Annotated in this window: 17 protein-coding genes; 9 read left to right on the forward strand and 8 right to left on the reverse strand. The window is 64.5% G+C overall.

Features of this window, described 5'->3' with window-relative positions; genetic code table 11:
- The first annotated feature begins 26 nt into the window (after positions 1–26).
- The 3 genes from HZZ13_RS22645 to HZZ13_RS22655 all read left to right on the forward strand — a co-directional run bounded on the left by HZZ13_RS22645 (position 27) and on the right by HZZ13_RS22655 (position 1,889).
- A complete protein-coding gene (locus HZZ13_RS22645; protein ID WP_197961738.1) occupies positions 27–275 on the forward strand; it encodes a hypothetical protein in 249 nt (82 codons plus the stop codon).
- Positions 276–407: 132 nt separating this feature from the next.
- Entirely contained in the window at positions 408–1,121 is a 714-nt protein-coding gene (locus HZZ13_RS22650; RefSeq protein WP_197961739.1) for a hypothetical protein, read from the forward strand.
- 90 nt (positions 1,122–1,211) lie between these two features.
- On the forward strand, positions 1,212–1,889 hold the full coding sequence (locus HZZ13_RS22655) for a hypothetical protein (protein WP_197961740.1): 678 nt from the start codon (positions 1,212–1,214) through the stop codon (positions 1,887–1,889).
- Between the two features lie 42 nt (positions 1,890–1,931).
- On the opposite strand, the gene HZZ13_RS22660 is transcribed toward HZZ13_RS22655, so the two are convergent.
- Complete coding sequence (locus tag HZZ13_RS22660; RefSeq protein ID WP_197961741.1) at positions 1,932–3,488, reverse strand: winged helix-turn-helix domain-containing tetratricopeptide repeat protein; 1,557 nt, start codon at positions 3,486–3,488, stop codon at positions 1,932–1,934.
- A 278-nt stretch (positions 3,489–3,766) separates the two neighbouring features.
- On the opposite strand from HZZ13_RS22660, the gene pcaB reads away from it, so the two are divergent.
- Both pcaB and HZZ13_RS22670 read left to right on the forward strand, forming a co-directional pair.
- Positions 3,767–5,128, forward strand: coding sequence for a 3-carboxy-cis,cis-muconate cycloisomerase (gene pcaB / locus HZZ13_RS22665; protein ID WP_197961742.1), 1,362 nt, complete (start codon positions 3,767–3,769; stop codon positions 5,126–5,128).
- Positions 5,129–5,240: 112 nt separating this feature from the next.
- Positions 5,241–6,497, forward strand: coding sequence for an aminopeptidase (locus HZZ13_RS22670; protein WP_197961743.1), 1,257 nt, complete (start codon positions 5,241–5,243; stop codon positions 6,495–6,497).
- 91 nt (positions 6,498–6,588) lie between these two features.
- Here HZZ13_RS22670 and HZZ13_RS22675 read toward each other — a convergent pair whose 3' ends face one another.
- The gene (locus HZZ13_RS22675) at positions 6,589–7,143 is read right to left on the reverse strand and encodes a hypothetical protein (RefSeq protein ID WP_197961744.1); all 555 of its coding nucleotides are present in this window, start codon (positions 7,141–7,143) and stop codon (positions 6,589–6,591) included.
- Between the two features lie 236 nt (positions 7,144–7,379).
- Between HZZ13_RS22675 and HZZ13_RS22680 the strand changes: the two genes are divergently transcribed.
- Positions 7,380–7,835 (forward strand): cupin domain-containing protein, encoded by a 456-nt coding sequence (locus HZZ13_RS22680; RefSeq protein WP_197961745.1) that lies wholly within the window; start codon positions 7,380–7,382, stop codon positions 7,833–7,835.
- Positions 7,836–7,930: 95 nt separating this feature from the next.
- Here the strand turns inward: HZZ13_RS22680 and HZZ13_RS22685 are convergent, their stop codons facing one another.
- From HZZ13_RS22685 to HZZ13_RS22710, 6 genes are all read right to left on the reverse strand, one after another.
- Positions 7,931–8,452 carry a hypothetical protein gene (locus HZZ13_RS22685; protein WP_197961746.1) on the reverse strand — a complete coding sequence of 174 codons (522 nt, stop codon included), beginning with the start codon at positions 8,450–8,452 and terminating at the stop codon, positions 7,931–7,933.
- A 65-nt stretch (positions 8,453–8,517) separates the two neighbouring features.
- Positions 8,518–9,333, reverse strand: coding sequence for an MBL fold metallo-hydrolase (locus HZZ13_RS22690; protein ID WP_197961747.1), 816 nt, complete (start codon positions 9,331–9,333; stop codon positions 8,518–8,520).
- Positions 9,334–9,391: 58 nt separating this feature from the next.
- Positions 9,392–9,796 (reverse strand): type II toxin-antitoxin system VapC family toxin, encoded by a 405-nt coding sequence (locus tag HZZ13_RS22695; RefSeq protein ID WP_197961748.1) that lies wholly within the window; start codon positions 9,794–9,796, stop codon positions 9,392–9,394.
- A complete protein-coding gene (locus HZZ13_RS22700; RefSeq protein ID WP_197961749.1) occupies positions 9,793–10,047 on the reverse strand; it encodes an AbrB/MazE/SpoVT family DNA-binding domain-containing protein in 255 nt (84 codons plus the stop codon). Before HZZ13_RS22700 ends, HZZ13_RS22695 begins: the two co-directional genes overlap by 4 nt.
- 80 nt (positions 10,048–10,127) lie before the next feature.
- A complete protein-coding gene (locus tag HZZ13_RS22705) occupies positions 10,128–11,654 on the reverse strand; it encodes a permease (RefSeq protein WP_197961750.1) in 1,527 nt (508 codons plus the stop codon).
- Positions 11,651–12,400 (reverse strand): ABC transporter ATP-binding protein, encoded by a 750-nt coding sequence (locus tag HZZ13_RS22710; RefSeq protein WP_197961751.1) that lies wholly within the window; start codon positions 12,398–12,400, stop codon positions 11,651–11,653. The genes HZZ13_RS22705 and HZZ13_RS22710 overlap by 4 nt, the downstream gene beginning before the upstream one ends.
- Positions 12,401–12,673: 273 nt before the next feature.
- Here HZZ13_RS22710 and HZZ13_RS22715 point away from each other — a divergent pair, with 273 nt between their 5' ends.
- Genes HZZ13_RS22715 through HZZ13_RS22725 form a run of 3 tightly spaced genes read left to right on the forward strand, consistent with a single transcriptional unit; the run spans position 12,674 to position 15,461 of the window.
- On the forward strand, positions 12,674–13,549 hold the full coding sequence (locus tag HZZ13_RS22715; protein ID WP_197961752.1) for a branched-chain amino acid ABC transporter permease: 876 nt from the start codon (positions 12,674–12,676) through the stop codon (positions 13,547–13,549).
- Between the two features lie 5 nt (positions 13,550–13,554).
- A complete protein-coding gene (locus tag HZZ13_RS22720; protein ID WP_197961753.1) occupies positions 13,555–14,706 on the forward strand; it encodes a branched-chain amino acid ABC transporter permease in 1,152 nt (383 codons plus the stop codon).
- Positions 14,703–15,461, forward strand: coding sequence for an ABC transporter ATP-binding protein (locus HZZ13_RS22725; RefSeq protein ID WP_197961754.1), 759 nt, complete (start codon positions 14,703–14,705; stop codon positions 15,459–15,461). The genes HZZ13_RS22720 and HZZ13_RS22725 overlap by 4 nt, the downstream gene beginning before the upstream one ends.
- Position 15,462: the final 1 nt, after the last annotated feature.

Genomic DNA, 15,462 nt, shown 5'->3' on the forward strand with positions numbered 1-15,462 from the left:
GCCAATCAGGACGAGAGGGACAGGCGATGGACTTCAATTTTCTCAACGGCAAAACGGCTGCGACCATGGACGAGATCCGCGTCCGCGTCGCCCATGCGCTGGCCCGCCACCCATTGTGCCGCAACGTCCGTTTCGACATCGTCGGCGTCCCCCGGACCCGCCGCGGCGGCAATTGGACAGTGACGCTGCAATCGGTCGAGCCGCGTGCGGTCTGGGAAGCCTCGGAGATCGTCGCCGACATCCAGGACGCCTATGACCTCGCGGCAGCGGCCTGATTTCGTTGGGGTTTCCGGGCGATGTCGCCGTAGTCCGCGCGATTGCCGCCGCAACGGCACGGTTCAGCCTTAATTATCGCCCAGTTTCCGGGCAGTGATCACGTGGACTTGAAGTCGGACGCGGAGAGACGTTTGTCCAAAGCCATCACCATCGTCGCGCTGACCTGTTTCCTCGTCCTCGGCGCCGCCACCACCGCCATCCTCGGCCGCGACAGCGTTCCCAGTGTCAGCGCCGAGATGATCACCGAGACGCCCCCGCCTAAGCCGCTTGCAACCAACCGCGCCGCCAAGGCCGACCGTCTGGTTCCGACGCTCGCGCTCGCCTCGGCCGCGATCGAGCCGGTCCAGGTGGCCCCGGAAAAGCTGGCGCAGGCGCCGGTCCTGACCGAGCCGCTGCGTCAGGCCTTCGCCGCCGCCACGCCGTCCGATTTCCCGATGCCGAAGCCGAGCGCGCACGAGGCGCCCGCCGCAACCGAGATTCCGGCCGTCGAGGTTCCGGCCAAGCCGAAAGTCGTCGCCAAGCCGCAGCCGCAAAAATCCTATTCGCTGCTGTCCGACGTGCAGATCGCGGGCATCAGGGATCGCCTGAAACTCTCCTCGTCTCAGGAATATTACTGGCCCTCGGTCGAGACCGCGCTGCGCAACGTCGCCCGCAGGATCCAGGCGAACAGGCTGTCGAATCCGAATGCGCCGCCCAGCGCGCAGATCGATCCGAATTGCGACGAGGTGCAGCAGTTGAAGTCGGCCGCGATGCCGCTGTTGTTCCAGCTTCGCGACGACCAGAAGGAAGAAGTGCGCAAGCTCGCCCGCCTCATCGGGCTCGAGAAAGTCGCGCAGCAGATCTGACGCACGCGGTTCCTCGTTGAGGAGCCGCGGCTTATCAGGAACATCCGGCAATCCCCAGGCGTTGCCCGCTCCGAAAGAGGGAGTGGATGAATGCGTGCCTCGACAGCCTATTTTGTCGGTGCCGGAACCATCATCGCGGCCATCGCCATTGGTCTCGGTGGCGGCATCGTTGCCGGCAACATCATGAATCCGGTTGCGTCCAAGCAGGGGCCGGACACCAGCAAGATGGCGCAGCGCACGGTAATTCCCACGCCGGCGAGCACCAACGCTCCCTCCGAGCGCGTGAACTATCTAACCGGCTCGCAAGCCTTTGGCGCGATGATGGCCGCGCCTGCGCAGGCCGAAGCAAAGCCTGAAGCCGCAAAACCCGACACGCAAACCACGCCGGCGAATGCCGCACCGGCGCCGCAGCCCTCGCAAGCCGCCGCAGTCGAGCCGCCCAAGCCCGCCGCTGCGCCACAGGCCGCAAAGCCTGCCGAGCAGCAGGCCTCGACCGAGCCGTCGTCCTCACCGAACAACGCCTATGCCAAGGCGAGGGATTCCGATGTGAAGCGCGCTGCGTCCGAACGACGCCGAGCCGAGCGCCGCGAACGCTGGGCCGAGCGCCGCCATTATTACGAGTCCCGCGAGCCGCGCGGCATGCGCGACCGCACCGATTGGGATGACGTCGCGCGCAACATCCGCGAGGATTCCGATGCGCGCGATTATGCGGGCCGGCCGCGCGGCGGCTTCCCGCAGATCAAGCTGTTCGGGCCGGACGACGATTAGCACCTGACGCGGGATCAAGCGGAGCAGTCGCTCCAGCGACCGTCACGTCATTCCGGCGCGCCGCAGCCCCTCGAGATAATGCGCACGATCTTCTTCCCGCAGCATCGGCAATTCGCGCGTGATCCAGGCAAGCGAGACCTCGGGCTGGGCGCGGCGCAGGCGTTCCAGGGCGGATGCCGCGAGGGCGCGATCGCCGAGCATGCCGGCGGCGGCCGTCAACACGCGGTGGGCGCCGACGAAATCTCCACGCTGGCGCATCGATTCCCGAGCCATCTGCACGGCACCCGCGTAGTCGCGGCCGACGAACCGGGCATAGGCGGCAACGCCGCAATAGATCGCCGCGAGCGGGTCGCGCGGGCTCAGCCGCAGCGCGCGGCGGGCGGCGGCATCGCCGTCCTGCCAACGTCCGGCATAGCACAGCGTCACGCCGTGAAAGGCATGCGCCATCGCGAAGTTCGGATTGAGCCTCAAAGCCAGCTCGAATTCGGCCAGCGCATCGTCGAAGCGGCGACGGAACAGATAGGTGTAAGCAAGGCCGTGATGGGCCCAGGCATCCTCGCGATCGGCCTCCACCGCCGCGAGCGCCGCACGTTCGGCGACCGGCACCGTGGCTGCCATGTCGGACCAGCCCATATGCGCGCCGAAGATATGGCTGGTGGCGAGCAGGCCGAGCGCCTTGCCATAGGCGGGATCGATCGCGACGGCTTCTTCCAGCAGCTTTTGCGCGGCGGCATTGTCCTCGCGAGTGATGCGCCAATATTGCGACAGCGCGCGCATCACGAGGTCCCATGCATCCAGGCTGCCCGGTGGCTTCTGCTGGGCCCGGAAGCTCTCGGCGGCATAGAGCTGCGGCTCGATGGCGGCGACGATCGCTTCCGTGATCTCGTCCTGCACGGCGAAGATGTCGGCGAGCTCGCGGTCGTAGCGTTCGGCCCAGAGATGGCTGCCGGTCGAGACGTCGTTGAGCTGGGCCGAGATGCGCACCCGCTCGCCGCTCCGCCGCACGCTGCCTTCGACCACGTAGCGCACCCCGAGCTCCCGCGCGACCTCGTGGATGTGCACGGCGCGGCCCTTGTAGACGAAGGAGGAGTTGCGCGCGATGACGAAGAACCAGCGCAGCTTCGACAGCGCCGTGATGATGTCCTCGCTGATACCGTCGGAGAAATAATCCTGCTGGACCTCGCCGCTCATATTGGTGAAGGGCAGCACGGCGATCGCGGGCCGCTCCGGCAGCGCGAAGGTCGCCTGGGACGGGGCGATCCGGACCGGCTCCGGCGCGACCGCGCCGATTTGTGTCCGGACGTCGCCGACGAAGCGAAAACCCTTGCGGGTGATGGTGCGGATCAGCGACTGGCTCGCCCCATCGTCGCCGATCGCCTTGCGCGCCGCGTTGATCCGGCTGGTCAGGGTGGATTCGGAGACGCTGCGCCCGTGCCAGATTTTGTCGATCAGCTCGTCCTTGCTAACGACCCGGTCGCGGTTCTGCATGAGGTGGACGACGAGGTCGAAAACCTGCGGTTCCACGGCAATAGGAACCTGCTCGCGGCTCAGCTCGCGCCGGTCAGTGTCGAGAAAGTGGTCCCGGAACAGAAACTGCACGTCGAAAACTCAGGGCTCATTCGAAATCGGGCAAACAGACAAATGAAATTTCGGTCGAAAGACCGTGTGTCTGCCGAGCGGGGTGTTTGGTTCATCGCAATCGCGTGATGGCAGCCATGTGGTTTTCCGAGGGGAATACATCCGCAGCTGGAATGTTGCGGTCGGGGCACGCTTGCCGGGCAGGCCGAATGTGTGGCGAAGCTGCGAATGTCCATTGCCGAGCTGCGCGGCCTGCGTAAGCTGTCGCCCAGACAAAACACCAATCATAAAGAAGCGCCATGCCTGCTTTCCCCGCCGCCACCACTGTGCTCGATTCCCTGCTGTTTCGCGACGCCTTCGGCACGCCTGAGATGCGCGAGGTGTTCTCAGACGTCGCGACGGTGGCACGCTATGCCGAGGTCGAGGTGGCGCTGGCGAAGGCGGAGGCGAAGTGCGGTGTGATCCCACAGGAGGCGGCCGCGGCGATCGCGGCGCGGACCGACATCGGCGCGCTCGATTTCGATCTGCTCAGGAAGGAGACCGATGTCGTCGGCTACCCGATCCTGCCTTTGGTGCATCAGATGGTGAAGCAATGCGGCGAAGCGGGCCGCTACGTGCATTGGGGCGCGACCACGCAGGACATCATGGACACCGCCGTGGTGCTGCAGCTGCGCGCCGCGCTCGAGATCGTCGAACGCGACATCGCCGAGCTGCGCAAGATCCTTGCCGATCTGACGAAGCGCCATCGCGACACGGCGATGGCCGGCCGCACCCATCTGCAACAGGCGCTGCCGGTGACCTTCGGCTACAAGACCGCGATCTGGCTCGCGATGTTCGATCGCCACGCCGAGCGGCTGGCGCAGCTGAAGCCACGCGTGCTGGTCGGCCAGTTCGCAGGTGCCGCCGGCACGCTGGCTTCGCTCGGCGATAACGGGTTCGAGGTGCAGGAAGCGCTCTGCACCGAGCTGAAGCTCGGCATTCCCGCCTCGACCTGGCACGTCGCGCGCGACGGCTTCGCCGAAGCCGTGAACTTCCTTGCTCTCGTCACCGGCTCTCTCGGCAAGATCGCGCTCGACATCATGGTCATGGCCTCGACCGAGTTCGCCGAGGTCTATGAGCCTTTCGTCAAGGGGCGCGGCGCCTCCTCGACCATGCCGCAGAAGCGCAACCCGATCTCCTCGGAGCTGATGCTTGCAGCGTCCAAGGCCGTGCGACAGCACGCCGGCCTCATGCTCGACGCCATGGTGCAGGATTTCGAGCGTGCCACCGGCCCCTGGCACGCGGAATGGATGGCAATCCCCGAAAGCTTCGTGCTGACCGCCGGCGCGCTGCACCAGGCGAAGTTCGCGCTCGCAGGCCTCATCGTGGACGTGGCGAAGATGAACGACAATCTCGCCATCAGCCGTGGCCTGATTGTGGCCGAAGCGGTCATGATGGGCCTCGCCCCGCAGATCGGCCGGCAGGAGGCGCACGACGTCGTCTACGACGCCTGCCGTCAGGCCAACGAGAAGGGAATGAGCCTTGCTGATGCGCTATCCGCAGATTCACGGATATCGAGCCGCATCGATCGCGCCACAATCGAGGCGCTCACCTCACCGAAAAATTACCTCGGGCTCGCGCCTGCCATGGTCGACCGGGTGCTGGCATCGGCGACGCGTTGAAAACCAAAATGCGCAAAACTGCGTATCTTCTCGGTGTCGCAAGGTGCTCGCGCACTTGCACCTAGCGATGCTAGACTTAGATTGAACGAGAGACTTCGGCAGAGGGACCCGCATGACTGATCACCGCAATTCCGCCGCTCCCATCGATCCCGCAAAACTCGACCGGCTGGCCGAGGTGGCGGTGAAGGTGGGCCTGGGCTTGCGGCCGGGACAGGATCTGCTTCTGACGGCGCCCGCGATCGCGCTGCCGCTGGTGCGACGGATCGCCGTGCACGCCTACAAGGCCGGCGCCGGCCTCGTGACGCCGATCCTTTCGGACGAGGAGATGACGCTGGCGCGCTACCGCCACGGCCACGACAACAGCTTCGATTGTGCCGCCGGCTGGCTCTACGAGGGCATGGCGAAGGCGTTCTCGGACAACACTGCACGGCTCGCCATCGTCGGCGACAATCCGATGCTGCTGTCGGGTGAGGATCCTTCCAAGGTGGCGCGCGCCAGCAAGGCCAATTCGATGGCTTATCAGCCCGCGCTGGAGAAGATCGTCAATTTCGACACCAACTGGAATATCATCGCCTATCCGAGCCCGTCCTGGGCAAAGCTGGTGTTTCCTGGCGATCCCGAGGATGTCGCGGTCGGCAAGCTCGCAGACGCGATTTTCGCGGCCTCCCGGGTCGATCGCGAGGACGCAATCAGCAATTGGGCGAGCCACAATGCAGTGCTGCGTGAGCGCACCAACTGGCTCAACGGCCAGCGTTTCCGCGCGCTGCAATACTCGGGTCCCGGCACCGATCTCACTATCGGACTTGCCGACGGCCACGAATGGGAAGGCGGCGCCTCGCTCTCCAAGAACGGCATCAGCTGCAACGCCAATATCCCGACCGAAGAGGTCTTCACCACGCCGCATTGCCGCCGCGTCTACGGCCATGTCGTGAGCTCCAAGCCGCTGTCCTATCAGGGCACGCTGATCGACAACATCGTGGTGCGCTTCGAGGACGGCAAGATCGTCGACGCCAAGGCCTCGCGCGGCGCTGAGGTGCTGAACAAGGTGCTCGACACTGACGAGGGCGCGCGGCGCCTCGGCGAGGTGGCTTTGGTGCCGCATTCCTCGCCGATCTCGCAGAGCGGCCTGTTGTTCTACAACACGCTGTTCGACGAGAACGCCGCGTCTCACATCGCGCTCGGCCAGTGCTATTCGAAATGCTTCGTCAACGGCGCCCAGCTCACGCCGCAGCAGATCGCGGCCCAAGGCGGCAACCAGAGCCTGATCCATATCGACTGGATGATCGGCTCGGCCGAGACCGACATCGACGGCATCTTGGCTGACGGCAGCAAGGTGCCCGTTTTCCGCAAGGGTGAATGGGCAAAGTAGCAGCCGAGGGGTGCGCTTCACCTCTCCCCGCTGGGGAGAGGTGGACGTTCTGCCGACAGTCTTTCCTAACCTCACACTATGGCAGTCCCCATCACGCGGCCGCGTTGCGCAGGGTCGGGCTATTGTCGATGCTGAAGCGGTTGAATAGTGTCGTGAACGGGCTGCCGTCGGTCGCCCGCACGATGGCGTCGGACGCCGCCACCGCATCGTAGAGCGCGCCGACCGGATCGTCCGTCTCCGTGAGCGCGAGCGCGCCGCGGATCTCCTCGCGGGCCTCGTTGACCTCGTCGTCATCATCGAGCGTCGCCTCCAGCGCATCCGCCGCGCGCCGCATCTCTGCAAGGTCGCCGCCCCCGGAGAATTTGAGGATGTCGCGCCAGTAGGGACGGGCGACGACGAGCTGGATGAATGCTTCGAAGCTCTCCGCTATGATGCCCGCGCGGCCCTCCGATGAGACATAGAGTACATTCTGCGACGGCAGCAGCACGAACGCGCTGCCGGAGCCGTCACTGCCGACGTGTCGCGGGCTGTCGACGCCGTCGACGGTGAACCAGGGCTCCTCGTCCGGCGCGAAGGAGACGTCGAGACTGCGGAGCCTGGCGATGGCCTCGCTGTTGGCTGTCAGAATTTCGGGCGTGAGGGGCATCGGTGCGGCTCCTTCCCAATACTGCGCACTTTGTCGCACCCCGGACAGGATCGGTTCATGTGTGCGAATTCGCAGAGGAAATCGTGACGTTAACCGTTTCGCAGCTGCAACTCAGGGCTGATTGTCCGGCCCCGCGTAAGAAAGAATTAAAAACCGGCAACTAGCGTCCCAGCTTCTTTCGAAACAATCCGGGCCGAGACCCGGCCATTCATATTATATATCTCCTGGGGAAGCAGATGTCGCGCGCATTGATTGAAATTGGTAGTTGCAATGTGGAGCTCGAGCTGCGGCCGATCGAGCCGTCCTGGATCATCGAGGGCAATCCGGTATCCCGCTCCCGCGTCCTGTCGACCAGCGCCGACGGCACTGCGCAGACGATCATCTGGCACTGCACCGAAGGCCGCTTCAACTGGTACTACGACATCGACGAGACGATCATGATCATGGAAGGATCGATCGTGCTCGAGAGCGACGGCATGCCGCCCAAGCGCTACGGCCCCGGCGACGTCATCTTCTTCCGCGACGGCGCGCATGCCAAATGGCACGTCGAAGGCCACGTCAAGAAGATCGCCTTCTGCCGCAAGACCAATCCCGTGATGATCGGTTTCCTGATCCGCGTCGTCAACAAGCTGAAGAAAATGTTCGCCTCCACCGGCGAGCGCCGTCCGGCCTCGTTGATGGGCGCCGGCTAAGCCGACACCAAGGTTTCAAGGAGCTTCCCAGCGGCCACGACGAAGAGGGATCGGGATCAAGGTCCCGGCCCCTCTTTTCGTTTCCATGACGACCTTCATGGCCTGCGCCGTCGCGCTCTGACCTCCACCATCAGCCGCCAATCCTGCGCTGCTGCCGACTTTGCTTCGCCGAGCCAATGGAAGGAGTCGTTCGTGATCTCGATAAAGCTCCAACGCGTCAGCTCGCCGGATTCGGTCGTGCCTTCCTGCACGATATCCTCGCCACGGGGACGGCCGATCTGCTGCCGGAACACGCGGCGGCCCGGATCGAACCAGGAAATCCGCCACGCATCCATGGCCGGATCGTAGACGCGCAGCGTCGTGCCGTACCAATTGCCGGCGATCGGAAAGGCCGCGCTGCCCGCCGGCCGGGGAATGATCCAGACGTCCTGCACCGCACGGCCTTCCAGCACCCAGCCGAAATGGATTTCGCCCGGCGCGGTGTGGCTCCTACCGTCCGGTCCATGGGCGGTGATCTCGGCGTCCCAGTCGCCGACGAAGCGGCCGTAAAGCTGGAGCGCTACGGCGTGCTCGGGATTGGGTCCGTCCGCGTGCAATAGTCGCGCAAAGTCGTTCATGTCGCTCTCCTGTTGCAGGGAGATCAGCATGACCCGCCAATGGCCGGCTTGGAGAAAATTGCGCTTCAGACCCCGTCGAGGATGATCACCGTCGGTTTCGTCGGCAGCGTATCCCGCGACATCCGGAACGAGCGCTCGATGCGCCGGTCGATCTCGAACTGCTGTCCGATCCGGCGCATGAAGTCGTCGAGCGGGGTGGCGAAGCGGTGCATCGGCAGCACCACCGAGGCGCGCAGCCGCTTGGTGATCTCGGAGATGCCGTCGAGCGACATGGTATAGGTGCCGTCGATCGGCACCATCACGATGTCGAGACGTCCGATCTGGGCGAAATGGCTGTCGTCGAGCTTGTGGTGCAGGTGACCGAGATGGCCGATGCAGAGGCCGGCCGCCTCGAAGATGAAAATGGAATTGCCGTCGCGGATCATGTCGCTGCCGGCATCGTCGCCGTAATAACGGCGAATGTCGGTGGTGACGTTGCGGATGAAGGTGTCGCTGATGCGCTGCGACACGATCGCCGGCTTGCCGTCTTCGCCCCAGCCATGCAGCACATGGGGAATTCGTTTGTCCGGATATAGCGAATAGTGCGTGCTGTGCGCCCGATTCATGGTGACGACATCGGGCAGTCGCCCAACCTGGTAAGCGCCGCTATAATCGGTCGCGATGCGCAAGCCGCCGGGCGTGTCGATGAAGTAGGTGGAATGGCCGGCATAGGTGATCTCGACCTCGGCCGCAGCTGCCGCCTGCCTGAACACCACCGGCATGACCCGCGGCTCCGCATTGGCCATCGCCAGGCATTCGCTGCGTTGAAGCGGCTGCTGGGCCAGCGCAGGAGCCATCAACCATCCGAGGAACGCAATAGCCGTCAGCACCAATCGAGACATGAAGCACCGTCCGCCGCTCATCACCGACATTCGAATGTATCGGCGAATTGTCCTGGCGTCATGTGCCTCCGGCCAAGCGCGCCAATCCGCCGCTTGCCTCGATCAGTTTCACGGCCCTCCTGTCGAAAGAGACGAAGGTATCGGCTCCAAGCCAGCTTCCCTCGTGGGCGATGACGCCATCGGCAAAGTCACCCCCGGCCTCGAGAAACGCCAATCCGGCTTCGGCCGCAGGCCGGTCGACGACCGTATTGGAGGCATCGATCAAGTGCCGGATCGAAGCCGCGATATCGGCGGCCGACGTTTTGTAGCCGCGAGAGAGAACCCAGGTCAGCTCACATAATGCCGGGATCGAAATGGCTATGAGCTCTGCCCTCTTGAGAAGGGCTTCGGCCACCTTGCTCTGTTCAGCATGATCCCCAACCAGAACCCGCACCAGAACATTGGTATCGGGTGTTATCTTCATCGCTTGCCGGCCCAGCCGTCGGCGATGACCTCGTTCATTTCCTCGATCGACAGCGATTGATTGTTGGTCTTTCCTTTCAGGAAGCCGAAGGCATCCGAGATCTTCCCGTCGGGTCGTGCGGCTTTCACTTCGACCCGTCCCCCCGGGAGTTTCTGTATTGAGATCTTGTCACCCGGATTCACGCCAAGGTGTTCCAGCAGATCCTTCCGGAGCGTAACCTGCCCCTTTGCGGTGACAGTCAGCGTGCTCATAAGCGTCTCCTTGTCACTGGCCGATAAGTAAGGCAATTTAGCCTTACTTTCAAGGGCAGACGAGGAAGCCCATTTCTGCCTCACGCGCGTCTTGGGCTGAACTTCCAGGTGAGCGCGACCAGGCCTGCGGTGATCAGGCCGCTGATGAGGCCGGGCAGGGGTAGGGCGAGCAGCAGTGCGGCGGTGGCGGCCCAGCCGATCGAGGAGAAGGCCTCGGCGAAGGTCGCGAGCCGCGAGGAGGTTTGGCGGCGGCGGAATTGGCTGCGCCTGGCCTGTACCCGGAACCAAAGCTGGATCGCGGTCGCCGAGGCCGCGCTGATGATGATCGCGGCGGCGCTGATTGCAGCCTGGAAGGGCGAGGCAAAGGCCAAAGCCGCCAGCAGCGGACTGAAGATCACGGCGATCGCGATCAGCACCACCTCGATCTTGGCACGGATGATGCCGGACGGCATCAAGGGCGCGGTCGCGACCAGGTCGGGGGCATCCTCGCCCGAGATCGTCAGCCAGGCGAGCCCGCCGGCGAGCTGTCCGGCCGCCATCACGATGACGGGTGTGATCAGCGTCAGCGCCGCGGAGCTGTCGGCAAAATTGCGCCAGAGCAGCAGCGCCGGCGGCACCAGATAGAGCAGCTGCATCAAGGTCTGCGAGATCAGCCATGGATCGCGCCACAACAGCATGAATTCCTTGCAACGCAGCGCCTGCTGGCGCGATCCACCACGGAACGGGCGCTCCTTGGCACGGGCGCGGCCCGACGTGGCGTAGGCCGCCGCATCGATCGCGGTGTCGGCAAGGCGGTGCGAGAAGATCGCCATCACGCCGCCGAGCATCACGAGCGCGAGCGCGAGAAGCAGCGCCAGCGCCTCGGTGTCGGCCATCGCTGCCCGCGCCGGCCACCACCAGAAGCTGTCGACGTCGGGCGCGTAGGCGGCAAGGCTCCCCGAGGTCAGGATGGTGAAGCGCGACAGCGTGCCGTAGGACATGATCGCGGCGACCTGGAGCGCGATCACGAAGCCGGCGCCGATGATCGCGGCGAGGATCTGGGCGATCAGGCGCGTTCGCGCGGGGCCGATCAGGCGAAACAACAGGATGGTGGCGGAGATCGCGATCGCCGCAGCCGACAGGCCCATCGCGATGACCATCCCGAATGCCGCGAGCCAGCGCGCGCCGCCGCCGATCACGAGCACGTCGATGAAGGGCGTCGAGAACAGCAGTGCCATCGCCGTGACGGTCAGCGCGATCGCGGCGATGCGGACCGAGAACAGATTGGCGAGCCGCGCCGGCGAGGACATGATCAGGTCGAGGTCGGCGCGGGCGTAGAATACCCGTGTCACGGATTCGATCGCCTGCGACAGCATCAAGGTCCAGGCGAGAAAGATCGTCGCCGAAATGACGATCAGCGAGGATTTGTCGAGCGGCAGCTGCAGGTCGGCGAAACGCCCGATCACCGCCCAGGCCGGCAGGTGGAGCAGCGCGGCGAAGCACAACAGGCCGATCATTGCCGCGCGCGCCCGTTTGCGCCGCCCGCCCGTCATCATGGCGAGCCATTCGCGCCAGGCGAGCCGCAGCTCGTGGCGGGCGAACCAGGACAGCGCGGTGGCCGAGCTCATGCGGCTTCCGGAAGCGTTACCAGCGCGATGAAGAGATCCTCCAGGCTGGTGTCGGCATGGCCGTTCTGCTGGCGCAGCTCGGTGAGCGTGCCTTCAGCGACCAGGCGGCCGGAGGCGATCACGCCGATGCGGTCGGCCATGCGCTCGGCGACCTCGAGGATATGCGTGGTCATGATGACGGTGCAGCCGGCGCGGACACGCGCGCTGAGCAGACCCTTCACATGGCGGGCGGAGACGGCATCGAGCCCCGTTAACGGTTCATCGAGGATGATGAGGCGGGGGTCGTGCACTAGCGCCCCTGCGAGAGCGACCTTCTGGCGCATGCCCTTGGAAAAGCCCTCGCAGCGCTCGTGCCGGTGCGGCTCGAGGCCGAGCGAATCGAGCAGTTCCTCGGAGACCGGTTGCGAGATCGACGGCGCGATGCCCCAGAGGCCGGCCACGAATTCGAGATATTCGAGCGGGGTGAGCTTGTCGTAGATCATGGGCTCGTCGGAGACCCAGGCCATCACCTGCTTGGCGGCGACCGGGTCTTGCAGCGCATCGGTGCCGAAGATCGAGACGGCGCCGGCATCGGGCCTGAGCAGGCCCGCAACCATGCGTAAAGTGGTGGTCTTGCCGGCGCCGTTGGGGCCGACCAGCGCGTAGAATTCGCCGGCATGGATGGTGAGATCGAGGTTGTCAACCGCCAGACGGTCAAAACGCTTCGTTAACCCTCGGACTTCCAGGGCCGACTTATCCGGCTTCATGACGGCCACACCATCCGGTTTGCATCGCCAGCGACCATGAGCCGAAGATGTTTCGGCACCGTGAATCGCACTGCTGCAAATTCCGCCAACCCGATTGGACTAAAGCCAAGGCATCCCGACAAGTCACCGTTTGTTGACAGCGAGCGGGCGTTCAGGCTGAATTGATTCCGGACAAGTGGCGCTAACGCGGCGAAACGACCGCGTAGCGACTGGACACAAGATGCGGCAAGGTGGCCTCGAAGAGCGCCGGTTGCATCGGGAGGACGCGCGTCAATGCTGGATTTCGTTCAGCAGCTGGTCAGCGGTGTTGCGCTCGGCTGCGTCTACGGCCTGATCGCGCTCGGCTTCGTGCTCGTCTACAAGGCCACCGAGGTCGTCAATTTCGCCCAGGGCGACCTGATGATGCTGGGCGGCTTCTTCGCCTTCACCTTCATCGGCATGCTGGGCCTGAACTACTGGATTGGCTTTGCCGGTGCGGTCGCCGCCATGGCGCTGTTCGGCATGCTGGCCGAGCGCGTGGTGGTGCGGCCGATCCTCGGCTATCCCCAGTTCTCGATCATCATGGCCACGATCGGTCTCGGCTATTTCCTGCGTTCCGTCGCCGGCATGATCTGGGGCACCGACGACCTCAAGATCGAGACGCCGTTCAGCCAGGGCGTGCTGCGCATGGGCTCGCTGGTGCTCGCCTACGACAAGCTCTCGGTGATCGCGGCGACGATGATCCTGTGCGCGCTGCTCTGGCTGTTCTTCAACAAGACCACGCTCGGCACCGCGATGCGCGCCAGCTCGGAGAACATGCTGGCGGCCTATTACATGGGCATCCCGGTCAAGCGCGTGGTGTCGGTCGTCTGGGCGATCAGCGCGGCGGTTGCGACCTGCGCCGGCGTGCTGCTGGCGCCGATCACCTTCATCCATTCCAATGTCGGCCTCGTGCTCGGCCTGAAGGCGTTTCCCGCCGCCGTGCTCGGCGGCTTCGGCTCGATCCCGGGCGCCGTGGTCGGCGGCGTCCTGATCGGCGTGATCGAGAGCATGGCCGGCTTTTACCTGGCCGAGGGCTGGAAGGACGTCGCGCCCTACATCGTGCTGCTCACCGTGCTGCTGCTGAAGCCCGAGGGCCTGTTCGGCCTCCACGTCCGCAAGAAGGTCTGAACGTCATGCGCTTCCTGTTCAAGACCGACTACGAGGACGACATCAAGCTGTTTCCGCATTCGGGCTACGTCGTCACCTACGGCGTCCTGCTCGGGCTGCTGCTGATCGCGCCTTACGTGCTCTCCAGCTATCTGATGAGTCAGCTGGTCTTCGTCTGCATCTATGCGACTGTCGGCGTGGCGCTCTTGATCCTGACCGGCTTCACCGGCCAGGCCTCGCTCGGCCACGCGGCGTTTCTCGCCATCGGCGCCTACACCGCGGCCTATTTGCAGAAGTACAACGTGCCGTTCCCGGTCTACTTCCTCGCCGCCGGCGTCTTGACCGGCATCATCGGCGCGATGGTCGGCTTCCCGGCGTTGCGCCTCACCGGCATCTATCTCGTCATCGCCACCATCTCGTTTGCGTTGATCGTGGAGGAGATCCTGGCGCGGTGGGAGAGCGTCACCCACGGCAACGAGGGCATGCGGGTCAAGACGCTGTCGCTGCTCGGCGTCGCCGTGCCGCGCGACAGCCCGACCTTTTACTATCTCTGCCTTGCCGTGCTGGTGCTGACCATCGTCGGCACGCTCAATCTGCTGCGTTCGCCGACGGGCCGCGCCTTTGTCGCGATCCGCGACTCCGAGACGGCGGCGCGCAGCATGGGCGTCAATGTCGCGCTCTACAAGGTCAAGTCGTTCGCGATCTCGGCCGCGATCACCGGCTTTGCCGGGGTATTGTTCGCGCACAAGCTCTCGTTCATCTCGCCGGAGATGTTTACGCTTCAGCTCTCGATCGAGTTCATCATCGTGATCCTGATCGGAGGCACCTTCAGCCTGCACGGCGCCGTGCTCGGCGCGATCTTCATCGTGATGATCGATCCGTTCCTCACCTATCTGAAGGACGACATGCCCGGCATCATCGCCGGCGTTGCCGCGGCGTTCGGCGCCGGCACGGCGACTGCGGGCGACATCGAGGCGAAAGTCGCGGCCTTCGCCTCGCTCAACGGGCTGAAGGGCGCGATCTACGGCATCATCATCGTGCTGTTCGTGCTGTTCGAACCGCTTGGGCTCTACGGCCGCTGGCTCAAGATCAAGCTCTTCTTCCAGCTGTTCCCGCTCTACAAGCGCGCCACCTTCAAGCGGCAGAAGATCTACGTGAAATCGGAGCGCAATCGATGAGCTATTTCCGCGCCGAGAACCTGTCGCTGCACTTCGGCGGCCTCAAGGCGGTCGATGCGGTCTCGTTCGCGGTGGAGAAGGGCGAGATCCTGTCGATCATCGGGCCGAACGGCGCCGGCAAGAGCTCGATCTTCAACCTGATCTCGCGGATCTACCGGCCGACCTCGGGCCGCATCTTCTTCGAGGACCAGGACATCACGGAGCAGCCGCCCTACGACATCGCCAAGCTCGGCATCGCCCGCACTTTCCAGAACATCGAGCTGTTCGAGAACGCGACCGTTCTGTCTAACCTTCTGGTCGGCCGCCACCGCCATTCGACCACGCAGCTCTGGCAGGAGATCTTGTTCCTGCCGAGCGTGCGGGCCAACGAGAAGGTGCACCGCCGCCGGGTCGAGCAGGTCATCGAATTCCTCGACCTCGAACCCTACCGCGACAAGCTGATCTCGGGCCTGCCTTACGGCGTGCGCAAAGTGATCGAGCTTGCGCGTGCGCTGTGCTCGGAGCCGAAATTGATCCTGCTCGACGAGCCGTCCTCCGGCCTCAACGTCGAGGAGACCGACGATATGTCGTTCTGGATCCGCGACATGAAGAGCGAGCTTGGCGTCACCGTGCTGATGGTCGAGCACGACATGTCGCTGGTCAACCGCGTCTCCGATCGCGTCATCGCGCTGAACTATGGCCGCGTGCTGGCGATGGGCTCGCCCGCCGAAGTGCAGCAGCACCCCGACGTCGTCGCAGCATATCTCGGAGCTTGAA

Source organism: Bradyrhizobium agreste (assembly GCF_016031625.1).
GTDB lineage: Bacteria > Pseudomonadota > Alphaproteobacteria > Rhizobiales > Xanthobacteraceae > Bradyrhizobium > Bradyrhizobium agreste.